Source organism: Aminobacter sp. BA135 (assembly GCF_050859125.1).
Classification (GTDB): domain Bacteria; phylum Pseudomonadota; class Alphaproteobacteria; order Rhizobiales; family Rhizobiaceae; genus Aminobacter; species Aminobacter ciceronei.
Genome location: NZ_CP139572.1, coordinates 2,911,065 through 2,927,254 on the forward strand (window position 1 = coordinate 2,911,065; position 16,190 = coordinate 2,927,254).

General features: G+C 64.1%; 15 protein-coding genes. 8 read left to right on the top strand and 7 right to left on the bottom strand.

The genetic code is table 11. The features are described 5' to 3' along the window. The first annotated feature begins 37 nt into the window (after positions 1-37). The 4 genes from SLT36_RS14130 (at position 38) to SLT36_RS14145 (ending at position 5,335) form a co-directional block, all read left to right on the top strand. On the top strand, positions 38-463 hold the full coding sequence (locus SLT36_RS14130) for a L,D-transpeptidase (protein WP_184767362.1): 426 nt from the start codon (positions 38-40) through the stop codon (positions 461-463). Between the two features lie 337 nt (positions 464-800). Then, a complete protein-coding gene (locus tag SLT36_RS14135; RefSeq protein ID WP_432283225.1) occupies positions 801-3,650 on the top strand; it encodes a molybdopterin oxidoreductase family protein in 2,850 nt (949 codons plus the stop codon). Beyond that, entirely contained in the window at positions 3,647-4,414 is a 768-nt protein-coding gene (locus SLT36_RS14140; protein WP_432283226.1) for a 4Fe-4S dicluster domain-containing protein, read from the top strand. The genes SLT36_RS14135 and SLT36_RS14140 overlap by 4 nt, the downstream gene beginning before the upstream one ends. A 3-nt stretch (positions 4,415-4,417) precedes the next feature. Next, complete coding sequence (locus SLT36_RS14145; protein WP_432283227.1) at positions 4,418-5,335, top strand: dimethyl sulfoxide reductase anchor subunit family protein; 918 nt, start codon at positions 4,418-4,420, stop codon at positions 5,333-5,335. 5 nt (positions 5,336-5,340) lie between these two features. On the opposite strand, the gene SLT36_RS14150 is transcribed toward SLT36_RS14145, so the two are convergent. The 6 genes from SLT36_RS14150 to SLT36_RS14175 all read right to left on the bottom strand — a co-directional run bounded on the left by SLT36_RS14150 (position 5,341) and on the right by SLT36_RS14175 (position 10,954). Next, a complete protein-coding gene (locus SLT36_RS14150) occupies positions 5,341-6,300 on the bottom strand; it encodes a lipid A biosynthesis lauroyl acyltransferase (protein WP_432288339.1) in 960 nt (319 codons plus the stop codon). Positions 6,301-6,352: 52 nt separating this feature from the next. After that, complete coding sequence (locus SLT36_RS14155) at positions 6,353-7,381, bottom strand: zinc-binding dehydrogenase (RefSeq protein WP_432283228.1); 1,029 nt, start codon at positions 7,379-7,381, stop codon at positions 6,353-6,355. 87 nt (positions 7,382-7,468) lie between these two features. Next, positions 7,469-8,740, bottom strand: a complete 1,272-nt coding sequence (locus tag SLT36_RS14160) for a beta-ketoacyl-ACP synthase (protein ID WP_154383936.1) — start codon at positions 8,738-8,740, stop codon at positions 7,469-7,471. 18 nt (positions 8,741-8,758) lie between these two features. Then, positions 8,759-9,946 carry a beta-ketoacyl-ACP synthase gene (locus tag SLT36_RS14165; protein WP_432283229.1) on the bottom strand — a complete coding sequence of 396 codons (1,188 nt, stop codon included), beginning with the start codon at positions 9,944-9,946 and terminating at the stop codon, positions 8,759-8,761. 17 nt (positions 9,947-9,963) lie between these two features. Then, positions 9,964-10,272 carry an acyl carrier protein gene (locus SLT36_RS14170; RefSeq protein WP_154383938.1) on the bottom strand — a complete coding sequence of 103 codons (309 nt, stop codon included), beginning with the start codon at positions 10,270-10,272 and terminating at the stop codon, positions 9,964-9,966. A 136-nt stretch (positions 10,273-10,408) separates the two neighbouring features. Then, on the bottom strand, positions 10,409-10,954 hold the full coding sequence (locus SLT36_RS14175) for a histidine phosphatase family protein (RefSeq protein ID WP_432283230.1): 546 nt from the start codon (positions 10,952-10,954) through the stop codon (positions 10,409-10,411). 164 nt (positions 10,955-11,118) lie between these two features. Between SLT36_RS14175 and SLT36_RS14180 the strand changes: the two genes are divergently transcribed. From SLT36_RS14180 to SLT36_RS14195, 4 genes are all read left to right on the top strand, one after another. Further along, positions 11,119-12,069, top strand: a complete 951-nt coding sequence (locus tag SLT36_RS14180) for an AEC family transporter (protein WP_432283231.1) — start codon at positions 11,119-11,121, stop codon at positions 12,067-12,069. Between the two features lie 206 nt (positions 12,070-12,275). Continuing rightward, positions 12,276-13,733 (top strand): NAD-dependent succinate-semialdehyde dehydrogenase, encoded by a 1,458-nt coding sequence (locus SLT36_RS14185; protein WP_432283232.1) that lies wholly within the window; start codon positions 12,276-12,278, stop codon positions 13,731-13,733. A 262-nt stretch (positions 13,734-13,995) separates the two neighbouring features. Further along, positions 13,996-14,436 (top strand): FixH family protein, encoded by a 441-nt coding sequence (locus SLT36_RS14190; protein WP_432283233.1) that lies wholly within the window; start codon positions 13,996-13,998, stop codon positions 14,434-14,436. Positions 14,437-14,440: 4 nt separating this feature from the next. Beyond that, positions 14,441-15,649 carry a cytochrome-c peroxidase gene (locus SLT36_RS14195; protein WP_432283234.1) on the top strand — a complete coding sequence of 403 codons (1,209 nt, stop codon included), beginning with the start codon at positions 14,441-14,443 and terminating at the stop codon, positions 15,647-15,649. Here the strand turns inward: SLT36_RS14195 and SLT36_RS14200 are convergent, their stop codons facing one another. Further along, positions 15,650-16,102 carry an Lrp/AsnC ligand binding domain-containing protein gene (locus SLT36_RS14200; RefSeq protein ID WP_067961104.1) on the bottom strand — a complete coding sequence of 151 codons (453 nt, stop codon included), beginning with the start codon at positions 16,100-16,102 and terminating at the stop codon, positions 15,650-15,652. Positions 16,103-16,190 lie beyond the last annotated feature (88 nt).

Below are 16,190 nucleotides of genomic sequence, written 5' to 3' on the forward strand. Positions count from 1 at the left end.
CAGGGAAAATACTGCCGGTTCGGGGAGTGTGCGAAGAATGTACAAGGCTCTCTTCATGGTCGCCGCATTGGGCTTTGCTGGCGTTCCAACTCAGGCACTTGCAGATGTTCTTGTCGCGCGGGTCAGTATCGCGACGCAGACCATGACCGTCAGCTTCGACGGACGGGTGATCCATCAATGGCCGGTTTCGACGGCACGCAGGGGATATGTCACGCCGCGCGGCAGCTGGCGGCCGAAGCGCCTGCATCGGATGTGGTATTCGCAGAAATACGACAATTCGCCGATGCCCTATTCGGTGTTCTACAATGGCGGCTACGCCATCCATGGCACGGGTGCGGTCAGGCAACTGGGCCGTCCGGCATCACATGGCTGCGTCCGGCTGCAGACGGCGAATGCCGCGAGGTTCTATTCGCTGGTCAGGGAAGTCGGTGCGAGCAACACGCGGATCGTCGTCACCAACTAGCGTTTGCTGGCGGAAACATACATGCCATTTGCGCCGATATCGGCATTTCTGTTGCAGAATTGCTTCATGCCGCGATGAAAGAGCTTGAGCTGAACGGCTCAAGAATTGCCGTCGATCAAGACGGTGCTAATGTGACCGCCAACTGAGTTTCGGGGCGACGTGCCTGCGAAAAGGCCGGGGAGTGGGGGCTCCTCGGCCTTTTCATTTCTGGCGTGACTTTAGCCGTCTGGTCTAAGTTCTTGTCTCGGTATAGACAAATTTTGCCGTAGAGAGCCGTTTTCGGGCATTTCCTTTCAGCCGCTGCCTCGCTAGGACTCTTGTTCAGGGAGGCCGCCGGATGAAGTCAGAACCGCATGTAGCGCTTTCGGAACCCGTCTCCGACGAGGTCCGCAAGACCACCTGCTACATGTGCGCCTGCCGCTGTGGCATCGACGTCCATCTCAAGGACGGCAAGGTCCGCTACATCGAGGGCAACCGGGACCATCCGGTCAATCGCGGCGTTCTGTGCGCCAAGGGTTCGGCCGGCATCATGCAGCACTACGCGCCGGCGCGGCTGCGCGTGCCGCTGCTCAGGACCGGGCCGCGCGGCTCGGGTGAGTTCAAGGAGATTTCCTGGGACGAGGCGCTGGAGCTGGCGACCGGCTGGCTGGACGGCGTGCGCCAGGCCGATCCGAAGAAGCTGGCCTTCTTCACCGGCCGCGACCAGTCGCAGTCGCTGACCGGCTTCTGGGCCCAGCAGTTCGGCACGCCCAACTACGCCGCCCATGGCGGCTTCTGCTCGGTCAACATGGCGGCCGCCGGCATCATGACCATCGGCGGCGCCTTCTGGGAATTCGGTGCGCCCGACTGGGACCGTACCAAGCTGTTTGTGATGTTCGGCGTCGCGGAAGACCACGATTCCAACCCGCTCAAGATCGGCATTTCGAAGCTCAAGAAGCGCGGCGCGCGCTTCGTCTCGGTCAATCCGGTGCGGACCGGCTATTCGGCAGTCGCCGACAACTGGATCGGCATCCGGCCCGGCACCGACGGCCTGCTGATCCTCGCCGTGATATATGAACTGCTGAAAGCCCGGAAAATCGATGTCGACTACATCGTGCGCTATTCCAACGCGACCTGGCTGGTCGTCGATGCGCCCGGAACCGCCGAGCACGGACTTTTCGTCCGCGATGCCGAGGGCAAGCCGCAGATCTTCGAATCCGTCACCGAACAGGTCGTGGCATTGGGCAGCAAAGGCGCGCGGGCCGCACTTTCCGGGCGTGTCGAGCTGCCCGACGGCCGCTTTGCCGTGCCGTCGTTCCAACTCCTCGCCGAAAAATACCTCGACCCGCAATATGCGCCGGAGGCGGTCGCCGCGGAAACCGGCGTCGCTGCTGACGTCATCCGGGGCCTCGCTGCCGAGATCGCGCGCGTCGCCTTCGACGAGGCGATCACGATCGACCAGCCCTGGACCGACATGAATGGCGAGCGCCATGAGGCGTTTGTCGGGCGTCCGGTGTCGTTCCATGCCATGCGCGGGCTTTCGGCGCATTCGAACGGCTTCCAGACGGCGCGCGCCCTGCACATGCTGCAGGTGCTGATCGGCGCTGTCGACTGCCCCGGAGCCTTCCGCTTCGAGCCGCCTTATCCCAAGCCGATCGAGGCGCATCCGACGCCGCACGGCAAGGCCGAGCATTTCGGCTCCAACAAGCCGCTGTCCGGCCCGCATCTCGGTTTTCCCCGTGGGCCGGAAGATCTGCTGATCGACGCCGACGGCAAACCGATGCGCATCGACAAGGCGTTTTCCTGGGATGCGCCGATTTCTGCCCATGGGCTGATGCACATGGTGATCGCCAATGCGCACGCCGGCGATCCGTACCCGATCGATCTGATGTTCCTCTACATGGCCAACATGGCGTGGAACTCGTCGATGAACACCGCGGGCGTCATCAGGATGCTCGAGGACAAGGACCCTGTGACGGGCGCGTACCGCATCCCGAAGATCATCTATTCGGATGCTTATTCCTCCGAAATGGTCGCTTATGCCGACCTGGTGCTGCCCGACACGACCTATCTCGAGCGGCACGACTGCATTTCGCTGCTCGACCGGCCGATCTCCGAGCCGGATGCGGTCCAGGACGCCATCCGTTGGCCGGTGGTAGAGCCGGATCGGGATGTGCGCGGCTTCCAGAGCGTGCTGATCGACCTTGGCGCGCGGCTCAAGCTGCCCGGGTTCGTCGACAGCCGCGGCAAGGCGCTCTATCAGGACTATGCCGACTACATCGTGCGCCATGAAAGGCGGCCGGGCATCGGTCCGCTTGCCGGCTTCCGCGGCAGCAATGGCGACCGTGCCGGGCGCGGGGCGATCAACCGTAACCAGCTCGATCGCTACATCGAGAACGGCTCGTTCTTCTCTGCGCATATTCCGCTCGAGGCGCAGTTCTTCAAGCACGCCAACAAGGCCTATCAGGATTTTGCCGTGCGCATGGGCTTCTTCGACGAGCCGAATCCGGTGACCTTCCAGCTCTACCAGGAATCACTGCAGAAATTCCGGCTCTCGGCCGAAGGCCTGCGTGAACCGGTTGCGCCCGAGACGCATCGTGAGCGCATCCTCGCAACCTTCGATCCGCTGCCGATGTGGTATCGGCCGTTCGAGGAGGCGGCGGTCAGCCGCGAGGACTATCCCTATCATGCCATCACCCAGCGGCCGGCGGCGATGTACCATTCCTGGGGCTCGATGAATGCCTGGCTCAGGCAGATCCATACACGGAACCCGCTCTATGTGCCTGGTCCGATCTGCGACGAGATCGGGCTCGTCGACGGCGACTGGGCCTGGGTGATTTCGCATCACGGCCGCATCAAGGTCGAGGTCGCGCGGATGGAGGCGGTCAATTCGAGCACGATCTGGACATGGAATGCCATCGGCAAGCGCGAAGGCGCCTGGGCGCTCGACAAGGATGCGCCCGAAGCCAAAAAAGGCTTCCTGATGAATCACTTGATCCATGAACTTCTGCCGCCGAAGGGCGACGGGATGCGCTGGTCGAACTCGGACCCGGTCACCGGCCAGGCGGCGTGGTACGACCTGCGCGTCCGCATCGAGAAAGCCGAACCGGCCGAGGTCAGCGAGCCGCATCTTGCCGCCGTCGCGCAACCCGGCGGAGTGCGTCCGCATGTCGACGAGCTGCGCTACGGCCAGGAGTGGGCGAAATGACCAGCCTGCCGTCGCTGCCGACACCGAAGAAGCTTGGCCTGGTCATCGACCTCGACGTCTGCGTCGGCTGCCATGCCTGCGTCATCAGCTGCAAGGAGTGGAATACTGGCGGCTATGGCGCGGCGCTGTCCGACCAGGACCCGTATGGGGCCGATGTCTCCGGCACGTTCCTCAATCGCATCCACACCTTCGAGGTCGTGCCGGAGGGCGGGCAGGTGATCGGCGAGGCGGGAGAGGCACGCATCGTGCATTTCCCCAAGTCATGCCTGCATTGCGACGACGCGCCCTGCGTCACCGTCTGTCCGACAGGCGCCTCCTACAAGCGCGCCGAAGACGGCATCGTGCTTGTCGACGAGAGCAAGTGCATCGGCTGTGGCCTGTGCGCCTGGTCCTGCGCCTATGGCGCGCGCGAGATGGATCTGGCCGCCGGGGTGATGAAGAAATGCACCTTGTGCGTCGACCGCATCTACAACGAGACGCTCAAGGAGGTCGACCGGGTGCCGTCCTGCGTCCGCACATGCCCGGCCAATGCCCGGCATTTCGGCGATCTCGGCGATGCCTCTTCAGAGGTCTCGCGCATGGTGGCCGAGCGCGGCGGCTACGAACTGATGCCGGAGCAGGGCACGCGCCCGACCAACAAGTACCTGCCGCCACGCCCGCGCAAGCCGCTGGCCGCAAGTGCCGGTTCTGCCGTGCTGGCCGAGAACACCGACGGCGCCAAAGGGTTCTTTGCCTGGCTCGACGGCATGCTGGACCGGATCTGAACCATGCATCCCGCCTTCTCCATCATCGTGTTCACCACGCTTTCCGGGCTCGGCTACGGCCTGGCGGCTGTGCTCGGCCTTGGCCTGCTCGATGCCTCGACCCTGTCGGTCAAGCTTGCGCACATCGGCGCGCTGGCAATGATCGCAGCCGGCCTGTTGGCGTCGACGCTGCATCTCGGCAACCCGCAACGGGCATGGCGGGCGCTGTCGCAATGGCGCTCGAGCTGGCTGTCGCGCGAAGGCGTGATGGCAATCGCCAGCTTCGTGCCGCTGACTGTCACGGCATGGATTGCGATCGTCGAGGGGCGTTACCTCGCGGTTGCGGGCCTGGCAGGCACGGTCATGTGTGGCGTCACCGTCTACTGCACGGCGATGATCTACGGTTCGCTGCGCTCGATCCAGGCCTGGAATACAGGGCTAACGCCGCTTTGCTACTTGTTGTTCGCCGCAGCCGGGGGCTTACTGCTCGCATCCGTCGCCGGCTATTCATCCGGCAGCGGCGGCCCGGTTTGCGCCGCAATCGCCATCCTGTTTGTCGTGGCGGCATGGACCGCCAAGCAAAAGTGGTGGACAAGGCTGCGGACACTCGCGCCGTTGTCGACGCCCGAGAGCGCCACCGGGCTTGGCCATATCGGCCATGTCAGGCTGTTCGAGCGGCCGCATGTCAATGAGAACTACCTGACCCGTGAAATGGGCTTCAAGGTCGCGCGCAAGCACGCGCTCAAGCTGTCCAGGCTGGCGATCCTGTCTGGCGGGCTGGTGCCTGTTCTGCTGCTGCTGGTGGCGATCCTTGCCGGCGGGTCGGCCGCCGTGCCGGCTGTCTTGCTGGCCGTGTTCTGCTATGCGCTGGGCCTTGTCGTCGAGCGCTGGCTGTTTTTCGCCGAAGCCCGCCATGCGGTCATGACCTATTACGGCAGATAGGGGCTTCAGCTATCGGCCGCGAGCTTGCCTGACTTGTTGACTTTGCGGCGTCGGCCTTCGGTCAAGCCCCAGCGCTTGTGGAACCACATCCACTGGCCCGGATCCTCACGAATCCAGCGCTCGACGGTGTCGTTGAGCATCTGTGTGGTGGCCTGGACATCGACGGCGCCATCGTCGCGGCGCGGCAGTGCCAGCTTGTCTTCGATCGTCAGCCTGTAGCGCCCGCCGGGCAGGCGGATGCAATGCGCCGGATAGACGTCGCAATCATAATGGCGGGCGAGCATGGCGAGCACCGGATTGGTCTCGCATTCGCGGCCGAAGAAGGTCGTCCTGAGGCCGCGCTTGAACTTCTGGTCGACGAGCACGCCGACATTGCCGCCGCGGTCGAGAATGCCGGCGAGCGCGAAGGACGCGCCGCGCTGCGAGGCGAGCAGGTCACCCATGTTCGAAGCACGTGTCGAAAAGATGTATTCGGCCAGATAGGGGTTGTTCGGCGGGCGGAACAGCGACGTGATCTTCATGCCGAAGGTGGCGGCGGCGATCGGCAGCAGCTCGAAATTGCCGAGATGGCCGGTGAAGACGATGTGCGGCCTGGCCTCGCTGGCGATCTTGAGGAAATGGTCGCGGCCGGTCACCTCGATGCGACCAGGCGTCTTGGCCTCAGGATCGTGGTCGAAAATCTGCTCGAGGAAGATGTATTCCGCGCCAAGCCGGCCCATATTGCCCCACATATCCAAGGCAATGGCTTCGATTTCGGCTTCACTCTTGTCCGGATAGGCGGCGCGCAGGTTGGAGAGTGCAACGCGGTGACGGCCAAACCACGGACCAACGGTGCGGGCGGCGCGATCGGCGAAATTGAGGGCCTTGTCGACCGGCAGCAGGCGCAGCAGCTTGAGCGCAACCAGGGCGACCTGGGCCACCAGCCAGTAGTTGAGCATGCGCAGCCGCCCCATGATGCGCATCATTGTGGGGCTTGGGATCTTGCTGGCCTTCCTGCGGGGCAATTCGCTGGCGTCCTCAGTCGATGTGCAGGATGATCTTACCGAACACGTCGCGACCTTCCATCCGCTTCAGCGCGGTGTCGATGGAAGCAAAGTCGACCTCGGTGTCGATAATCGGCTTGACCAGGCCGGCGGCCATCTTCTGCATCGCGTCGGCCATGTTTTCCATACGACAACCAAAAGAGCCGAGCAGCTTGAGCTGCTGCTGGAACAGCATCATCAGGTTGATTTCGGTCGACACACCCGAGGTCGAACCACAGGTGACGAGGCGGCCGCCGCGCTTGAGGCTGAACATCGAGCCGGCCCAGGTGTCCTTGCCGACATGCTCGAAAACGACGTCGACACCCTTCTTCTTGGTCAGCTTACGGACGACGCCTTCGAAGCGGTCTTCTCGATAGTTGATGACGTGATCGGCGCCGAGCGCCTTGGCCTTCTCGATCTTGTCGTTGGAGCCGACCGTAGTGATGACGGTGCAGCCCATCTTCTTGGCGAGCTGGATCGCGGCCGAACCGATGCCCGAGCCGCCGGCGTGGACCAGGATCGTCTCGCCCGGCTCGAGCCTGGCGTTGTCGAACAGCATGTGTTCGACAGTGCCGAAGGTGACGGGCGCGACCGCAGCACCGATAGCGTCGACGCCGGGCGGGGCGGGGACCAGAAGTCGCGCGGGCAGGTTGATCTTTTCCTGGGCGAAACCGTCGAGGTGGAAGCCGTGCACGCCCGAGACGTGCTCGCAGAGATTGTCGCGGCCTTCGCGGCAGGGGCGGCAAAGCCCGCAGGTGCGGGCGCCGTAGATCGACACGAGCTGACCGGGCGTAAGTCCGGTGACGCCGGGGCCGACTTCGTCGATCTCGCCGGAGGCCTCGGCGCCGATGACCAGTGGCATCTTGCGCTTGGCGAATGCCATGCCGCGCCAGCCCCAGACGTCGATGTGGTTGAGCGCCACGGCCTTGATGCGCAAGGTGACTTCGCCGAGGCCGGGAGGGGGAGGCGGGGCGATGTCGACCTGCTCGAGCCGGCGGTCCTCAACGAGCTGCAATGCGCGCATGGTGTCGCTAATCCTTGTCGCTGCGGCGCAGCGCATCGCATTCGATGCGCGCGGCGTCGCAGTACCTGATTTCGTGTAGGCGGTCGCTTAGACCGGTTCCCGCGCCATGACAAGGCAGGTGTTCTGACCGCCGAAGCCGAAGGAGTTGGAAAGCACGGTGCGAACCTCGGCCTTCCGCTTCACATTCGGCACCACGTCGAGCTCGATCGACGGGTCGGGATTGTCGTAGTTGATGGTCGGCGGAATGACGCCTTCACGCATGGTCATCAACGAGAAGGCGGCCTCGATGGCGCCTGCTGCCGACAGCGTGTGGCCGATCATCGACTTGTTCGACGACACCGGAATCTTGCGGATGCGCTCGCCGAACACCGTCGACAGCGACAGATGCTCCATCTTGTCGTTTTCGGGCGTCGAGGTGCCATGCGCATTGACGTAATCGATCTCGTCTTCGGCGAGGCCGGCATCGGCAAGGGCGGCCTTGACCGCGGCGATCGCCGGCGAGCCGTCGGGCTTGGAGCGGGTGCGGTGGAAGTCGTCGGCCTTTTCGCCGCAGCCCCTGAGGATGCCGAGCACCTCGGCACCACGGGCAAGCGCGCTTTCCAGCGATTCGAGCACAAGGGCTGCCGAACCTTCGGCCAGCACGAAGCCGTCGCGGTCCTTGGAGAAAGGCTTGGAGGCCTTTTCCGGCACGTCGTTGTTGGTCGACAGCGCCGACAGCAGCGAGAAGCGGATCAGCGCTTCGGCCGTCGCCGAACCGTCCGCGCCGACCGACAATGCGCGGTCGCATTCGCCGCGACGAATGGCCTCGACGCCGAGCTGGATGGCGGTGGCACCCGATGCACAGGCGGTCGAGGTGGTGATTGGCAGGCCGCGCGTGCCGAACCGGTCGGCGAGGCGGTCGGCGATCGAGCCGAATTGCGAGGTGTCGAACATGTCGAGCGAGTTCTGGCTGCGCGCCACCTTGAGCAGGCGCTCGGAGGCCGAGCCTTCATCGTCGCCGGCATAGAGCGTGAAGCGGTCGCGCCAGTCGAGCTCGACCGGCGGCGAGGCGAGGAACAGCGGCCCGTCGAAGTCGGCGCCGGCAAAACCGGCCTCCTCGACGGCTTCGAGTGCGGCCGTCTCGGCCAGCTCATAAGTCAGCGCGCTGGCACCCTTGGTGCTCGACGGCAGGAAGTCGACCATGCCGGAAATCTGGGTGTTGAGCAGATCGGTGGGGAAGCGGGTGATCGGATGAATACCCGACTTGCCAGCGGTCAGCGCGGCCCAGTTGTCGGCCTTGCCGACGCCAAGCGAGGTGACGACGCCGATGCCGGTGACGGCGACGACGGGTCTGCCGAGGTGATCCTTCAGATTGGCCATGTTTTGTCCTGACACCCTTCAGCGCGGCGCGGAGACGAGCGCCATGCCTTCAAACTGGTGATAGCCGATCGCCGTTGCGAGAACATTGAGTGGCTGGCCGGAGAAATCTCTTTCGCCCACCTCGAACGCCGGATAGCCGGCGCCACGGTCGACGGCCAGGGCGGCAAGCGCCACCGCGAACGGAAACTGTGCTTCCTTCATGTGGCCGGTCAGCGACGAAAGGGCGCGGGCCGCAATCGCCGGATTGCCGTCGAGTGCCGATTTTTCGGCAGCCGTTGCGGCATGTGCGCCCGATGCACCCGAAATCGCGAGCAGGTCGCCGTCCGGCAACTCGGCTTTGGCCAACAGTTCGGCAATGTTCTCAGTGAGGCCGCCATTCCGGCGCCTGGTGCGACCGGAAAGGACCGGGCCGAGCTCGGCATAGATCTTCTGGCCGCGTGCTTCGGCATGATCGCGCGATTCAAGCACCAGGAACGCGCCGCCGGAGCCGGTGACGACGCCGCCGCCTTCCGAGCCCTGGCGCTGCCATACCGGCTTCCACGGGCCGCGATGGAGATAACCGGCGAGTTCGTAGCCAAGCAGCATGTCGGAATGTTCGGTCTGGAAGGCGCCGCCGACCAGCACATGCGTCGACTGGCCGGAGCGGATGCGGGCCGCTGCCGTCTCGATCGCCGAAACGCCGGCACCTTCCTCGCCCATGAAGGTGCGCGAAGAGCCGGTGACCTTGTGGACGATCGAGATGTTGCCGGCGAGCAGGTTGGAAAGCTGGGCCAGGAACAGCGTCGGGCGGAGTTCCGTCGTCAGCTTCTCATTGATCAGCACATCGCGGTCGGCGCGATTTTCGGATGCTGCAAGCACGCCGGCGTCGACCGCTTCGTCGCGTTCGCCGCCACCTGCAGCCACCACCATGTCCATGGTCGCGCTGAGTTCGTCATTGCCCTTGATGCCGGCATCATCCAGCGCCATGCCGGCCGTATAGGTGCCAAGCCGCTGCCAGGTTTCCATCTGGCGCTGGTCGCCGCGCTTGGCGATCTGCAGGCCCCAGTCGATCTCGGGAAGCGGATGGATGGCATAGGGCTGGAAGCGCTCGGCGTCGATCACCGGGGCGGTGCCCGCTGTTGTCAGCTTGTCCCAGTGGGCTGCACCGCCTTCTCCGAGCGAGGAGACGAGGCCGATGCCTGTGATGACGACGTCGCGATTGGCCATGGGCGGCTTCAGCGTGCTCAGGCGTTCTTCGCAGCGACGAGCGCGTCGATCTTGGCGCAGAGGTTCTTCATGACGAAGTACTCGTCGGTCGAAGCCTTGCCATCGTTGACTTCCTGCGTCCACTTCTCGAGCGGCACCTTGATGCCGAATTCCTTGTCGATCGCAAAGACAATGTCGAGGAAGTCGAGGCTGTCGATGCCCAGGTCGTCGATGGTGTGGCTCTCGGGTGTGATGGTGTCGATGTCGATCTCGCTGGTCTCGGCAATGATCTTGGCGACTTTGTCGAAGGTCGTGGACACGGTTTTTCCTTTGGTGAGGGCGATCATGAACCCGGGACAGATTCTACGCGCATAGTTTTGAGGCGCTGTCTAATCGGTTTTTCCGGACAGGAAAAGGCCAAATCCTGCGCTTTCGTCAAGGCGTCCGGCCCCGAACGCAAGGGAAGGCAGGCCGCCTGAAGCTCTAGAAGACGATGCGGCCAAGCACATGCAGCTTTTCTCCTTGCAGGCCGACGATCAGCGCTTCGCCTTCGCGTGCGGCCGCACCGGTCAATGCCTGGATGTTCTCGAGATGGGTAACGAGCACGATGTTGTCGGAGCCGGAATAGTTGCGGATGATGTCCAGCACGGCGGCGACGTCGGCCTCGCGGGTGGCATCCGTCGGCTTGTCGAGGGCCGCAGTCGGCTCGACCTTGCGGTCGTCGAAGGCGAGGCGGGCGGTTTCCAGCGTCCGGCAATAGCGGCTGGCCAGGATGCGCTCGACCGGCGCGGCGCGGGCGTCGAACAGCGCGCCGATCTTGCGCGCCTGCTGGCGGCCGCGGTCGGACAGGTTGAGCTGGGTCGCGCATTTCTCGATGTCGAAATTGGGCGGCTCGACCGTGCCGGTTGTCATGGCGTTGCGCAGCAGCACGACATGGCCGCCATTTCGCAGCAGCGCCCAGCCGGCTTCCGTGGCCTGGGCGGGCAGGGCGCCGAGCAACAGCATGATCGCAATGATGAATCTGAGCATGAATGATCCCGAACAGGCGATGCGGATATAGGGAGGCCAAAGTGGATTGAAAGGCAAGGCGACGCCAAATACCGTGCGCCGACTGCTGAACTTGTGTCGTGACTTGATCGAACGTGACCGCGGGGCAATGCTCGGGTAAGCCGATTCCCATTTGCCGAGTGCCGATGTCACCTCTCGTAGAAACCGTGCTCTTCGTCTTCGGCCTGGTGGCACTGGGCTATCTCACGGGTGCCAGCGGCTATCTGCGCAGCGAAACCGGGGACGCGCTTTCCGAGTTCGCCATCGGCGTGGCGCTGCCGCTCTTGCTGTTTCGGACCATGATTGGCGCCGATTTCCACGGTTCGGCGCCCTGGTCGCTATGGGCGACATATTTCATTGCGGTTACGGTCGCCTGGACAGCGGGACATCTGGTGACGACGCGCATGTTCGGCCGCGACGGGCAGGCCGGCGTGGTCGGCGGCGTGTCCTCGGCCTTTTCCAATCTCGTGCTGCTCGGCATTCCCTTTATGCTCGGCGTCTTCGGCCAGGAGGGGTTCGAGGTCCTGTCGCTGATCGTCTCGGTCCACCTGCCGACCATGATGATGGCGTCGATCATCCTGTTCGAGATATTCGGGCCACGACGCAGCGAACCTATGCATCCTGTTGTGATCATTCGTGATTTCCTGCGCAAGATCCTGACCAATCCGCTGATCGTCGGCATCGTGGCCGGGCTTGCCTGGCGGGCGACCGGGGTGCCATTGCCGGGCCTTGCCACCCGCTTTGTCGACGCGCTTGCCAACATTGCCGGGCCGGTCGCATTGTTTGCGATGGGGCTTGGGCTCAAGAAGTTCGGCATTTCGGGCAACATCAAGCCGGCATTGGCGCTGTCGGTGCTCAAGCTGATGCTGATGCCGGCCGTGGCGCTGCTGTTTGCCTGGCTGTTCGGTCTGCCGCCCTTGTCGGCGAAGGTGGCCGTGGCGGCCGCCAGCCTGCCTTCGGGCGTCAATTCCTATCTCATCGCCACGCAGTTCGGCACCGGCCAAGCCCTGGCCTCCAACCAGATGACGATCGCCACCGCCTGCGCCGTGGTCACGACCGCATTCTGGCTGACGATTGCGACGATGGTCTTCGGGTAGATGGGCGGTGTTCGGGTAGAAGGGCAGCCGGGTATGCGGTTAGGCTGGACCAACGCATCTGTGCCATAATGCGGTTGATCGCCGACCCGGCGGCACGCTACTAAACTGCCTGGCGCATCGGGCCGTAAGCTGTCCCGGACGCGCGCTTTTCGACGATTTTCAGAGTAGCCTGCGTCGCAACGGACGCCATTTCAGGAGGTGAAGCCATGCTTCAGAAAACCAGTCATTTCATGCGGCAGGCCAATCTCATCAACGGCGAATGGGTCCAGGCCGATTCCGGAAAGACCATCGACGTCACCAATCCGGCGACGGGTCTCAAGATCGGCACCGTGCCGCGTTCGGGTGCGGCCGAGACGCGTCGCGCCATCGAAGCGGCCAACGAGGCGTTCAAGACCTTCCGCAAGACCTCGGCGCTCGAGCGCTCGAAGCTGCTGCGCAAGCTGCACGACGCCATCATGGACAATCAGGACGCACTGGCCGAACTGCTCACCATCGAGCAGGGCAAGTCGCTGACCGAAGCCAAGGGCGAGATCGGCTCGTCGGCCGCCTATGTGCTGTGGTTTGCCGAAGAGGCGCGCCGCACCTATGGCGACGTCGTGCCATCGCCTTGGGCGGATCGCCGTGTCCTCGTCACGAAGGAACCGGTGGGCGTCATTGCCGCCATCACGCCGTGGAATTTCCCGTCCTCGATGCTGTCGCGCAAGCTTGGACCGGCCCTTGCCGCGGGCTGCACCGCCGTGGTCAAGCCGGCGTCGCAGACGCCCTATTCGGGCCTGGCCTGGGGTGCGCTGTGCGAGGAAGTCGGCTTCCCCAAGGGCGTGGTCAACGTCCTGACGGGGTCGGCCGGCGAGATCGGCGACGAAATCTGCGCCAACCCGCTCGTCAAGAAGATCACCTTCACGGGCTCGACCGAAGTCGGCAAGATGCTGATCGCCAAGTCGGCCTCGACGGTGAAGAAGGTTTCGATGGAACTGGGCGGCAACGCGCCGTTCCTGGTCTTCGACGACGCCGACATCGATCGTGCCGTCGAAGGTGCGATCACTGCAAAATTCCGCAATTCCGGCCAGACCTGCGTCTGCACCAACCGCTTCTTCGCCCAGGCCGGCATCTATGACAGGTTCGTGGCCAAGCTGGCCGAGGCGTCCAGCAAGCTCAAGGTCGGCTCGGGTCTCGATGCCGGCGTGCAGCAGGGCCCGCTGATCGACGAAAAGGCCGTCGAAAAGGTCGAGGAATTCATCGCCGACGCCACCGCCAAGGGCGGCAAGGTGGTTGCCGGCGGCAAGCGCCACGCGCTCGGCGGCTCGTTCTTCGAGCCGACGGTCATTTCGGGCGCGACGCCTGCAATGCTGTTCATGAAGGACGAGATCTTCGGCCCGGTCGCTCCGGTCTTCAAATTCGAGACCGAAGAGGAGGGGGTGGCATTCGCCAACGACACCGAGTTCGGCCTCGCCAGCTATTTCTACACCGGTGACCTCGGCCGTGCCTTCCGGGTCATGGAAGGGCTGAAATACGGCATGGTCGGCGTCAATGAAGGCCTGATCACCACGCCGGAAGCGCCGTTCGGCGGCGTCAAGGAGTCCGGCCTCGGCCGCGAAGGCGGGCATCAGGGCATCGAGGACTATCTCGACACCAAATATGTCTGCATCGGCGGGCTGGGCCTCTAAGGGGCTCCGGATCCATCTGGCCGCTGGAATGATCGAATGCGCGCTCCGAAGGGGGCGCGCGTTTTCTCTTGGGTCTTTGACCGGAAGAATCCGGAAATCGGCATAACGTGCTGTAATCGTTAAGTTCGGCTGGTTCGGTTTCGGTGTCGCGTTTGGAATGGCCAAGTGCTCGAGAACGGGCCATCTTGCGGTCCCGAGAATCTGATGTCGCCGGGAAGGCGCGCTGTCGGAAAAACGTTGTCGGCAGGCGGGAGGAACAGGAATGGTTTCAGCGTGGCGCATGGTCGTCGGGGCGTTCGGGCTGGTGGCGCTGGCCATCGGCTTTCTGTCGGTCGTTTTCCTGACGGCGCCTGCGGCGCCGGGGCCCGACCTCGCGAGGTCCAAGAATTCGGCCAAGGGCCTCTATGCATTGTCCATCGCGCCAGAGGCCGGTGAGCCCAGGCAAGGCGAGCTGCATGCCTGGGTGGTGACGGTGAAGACGCGGCAAGGTGCGCCGGTGGAGGGGGCTGCGATCCGCGTCGGCGGCGGCATGCCCGAGCATGCGCATGGCCTGCCGACGAGCCCCGAAGCGACGGCCTATCTCGGCGATGGCCGCTACCGTATCGAAGGGATGAAGTTTTCCATGACCGGCTGGTGGCAGCTGAAACTCGGCGTCAGCGCGCCTGCCGGCGCCGACGAAGCCACATTCAACCTGGTGCTGTGAGGCGATGGCGCGCGGCCTGCTCACCAAGCTGATCGCCGCTGCGACGATAACGGCAGCGCTGGCAGGCTGCAGCGAAGCCGATTTCACCGACGCCGAAAAGCGCACCATCGCATCGATGTCGCTGTCTGCACTTGCCCCCCTGGCGCCGGATCCGACCAACAGCTTCGCCGACGATCCCGGGGCTGCCGCGCTGGGTGCAACGCTGTTCTTCGACACCGGCATGAGCCGCGACGGCAATGTCGCCTGCGGCACCTGCCACAAGATCGACAGACAGTTCCAGGACGACCTGCCGCGCGGTGTCGGAGTCGGCGAGACAAATCGACGGACCATGCCGCTGGCCGGTGTGGCGCGCGATCCGTTCTTTTTCTGGGACGGCCGGCGCGACAGCCTGTGGTCACAGGCGCTGGTGCCGCTGGAAAATGTGCTCGAGCATGCCGGCACGCGCACCGCCTATGTGCACTATCTCAAGCGCCGCTTCGGCGAGCGCTACGAACGCATTTTCCGGCCTCTGCCCGACCTGTCGACATTGCCGGCCAGTGCCGGGCCGTTCGGCACGCCGGCGGAGAAGGCCGCCTGGGCCGGGATGAGCGATGCGCAGCGCGAGGGTGTCGACCGCATCTTTTCCGACATCGGCAAAGCCATCGCTGCCTTCGAGCGCTCGCTGGTCCACGGCAAGACCCGCTTCGACCGCTTCGCCGATGCCGTGGCGCAGGGAGGGGCGCCGTCCTCCGAAGACGCTCTGTCGGCCGAGGAACGGCAAGGCCTCAGGCTTTTCATCGGCAAGGCCAATTGCTCGACCTGCCATACCGGGCCACGTTTCACCGACAATCACTTCCACAACACCGCTGTGCCGCCAGTCGCCGGATTGCCCGCCGATCGTGGACGCATCGCAGTTGTCGACGAGGTTCTGGCCGATCCGTTCAATTGCGTGGGAAAATTTCGCGACGGCGGCGAGGAGGCCTGCGGTGAGCTGCGCTTCATGCAGAAGAGGTCGCCCGAGCTCGTCCGCGCCTACAAGACCCCATCGCTGCGCAATGTCGCCGGGCGCCCGCCCTACATGCATGCGGGGCAGTTCGCCACTTTGGAGCAGGTCGTGAACCACTACGCGACAGCGCCGAAATCGGTAGAAGGCGAGAGCGAGATACATGCCGTGGCGCTGTCCGAGGGGGAGCGGGCGGCACTCGTGGCGTTCCTGAAGACGCTCAGCGACTAGTCAGCGGTCCTTGACCGTTTCCATGGCAACGAAGGTCGATGTCTGGGCGACATGGGGCAGGGCCGATATGCGCTCGCCGAGTACGCGCCTGTAGGCAGCGATGTCGCGAGTTCGCACCTTGAGCAGATAGTCGAAGCTTGCCGCCATCATGTGGCACTGCTCGATCTCGCGCACCGCATGCACGGCGCGGTTAAAATCGTCGAGGGCAGCCGAGCGGGTGTCGGACAGCTTGACCTGGACAAAGGCGACGTGGCCTTCGCCCATGCGCTCGCTGTCGATGACCGCCTGGTAGCCCCGGATGAAGCCCTCTTTCTCCAGCCGCTTGACGCGCGCCTGTACGGGGGTCTTGGAAAGTCCCACTTTTGTGGCAAGCTCTGCCATCGACAAGCGGCCGTCGCGCGAAAGGGCGAACATGATGTTGCGGTCGATGCGGTCCAATTGGTCTTCAGGCATGAAAATAACGGCTCGTTTGGCGAATGAATTGCGCCAACACTAGGCGTTTTGGTCTGCAGAGTCGAATTGTTTGGACCGGCTGGTTTCA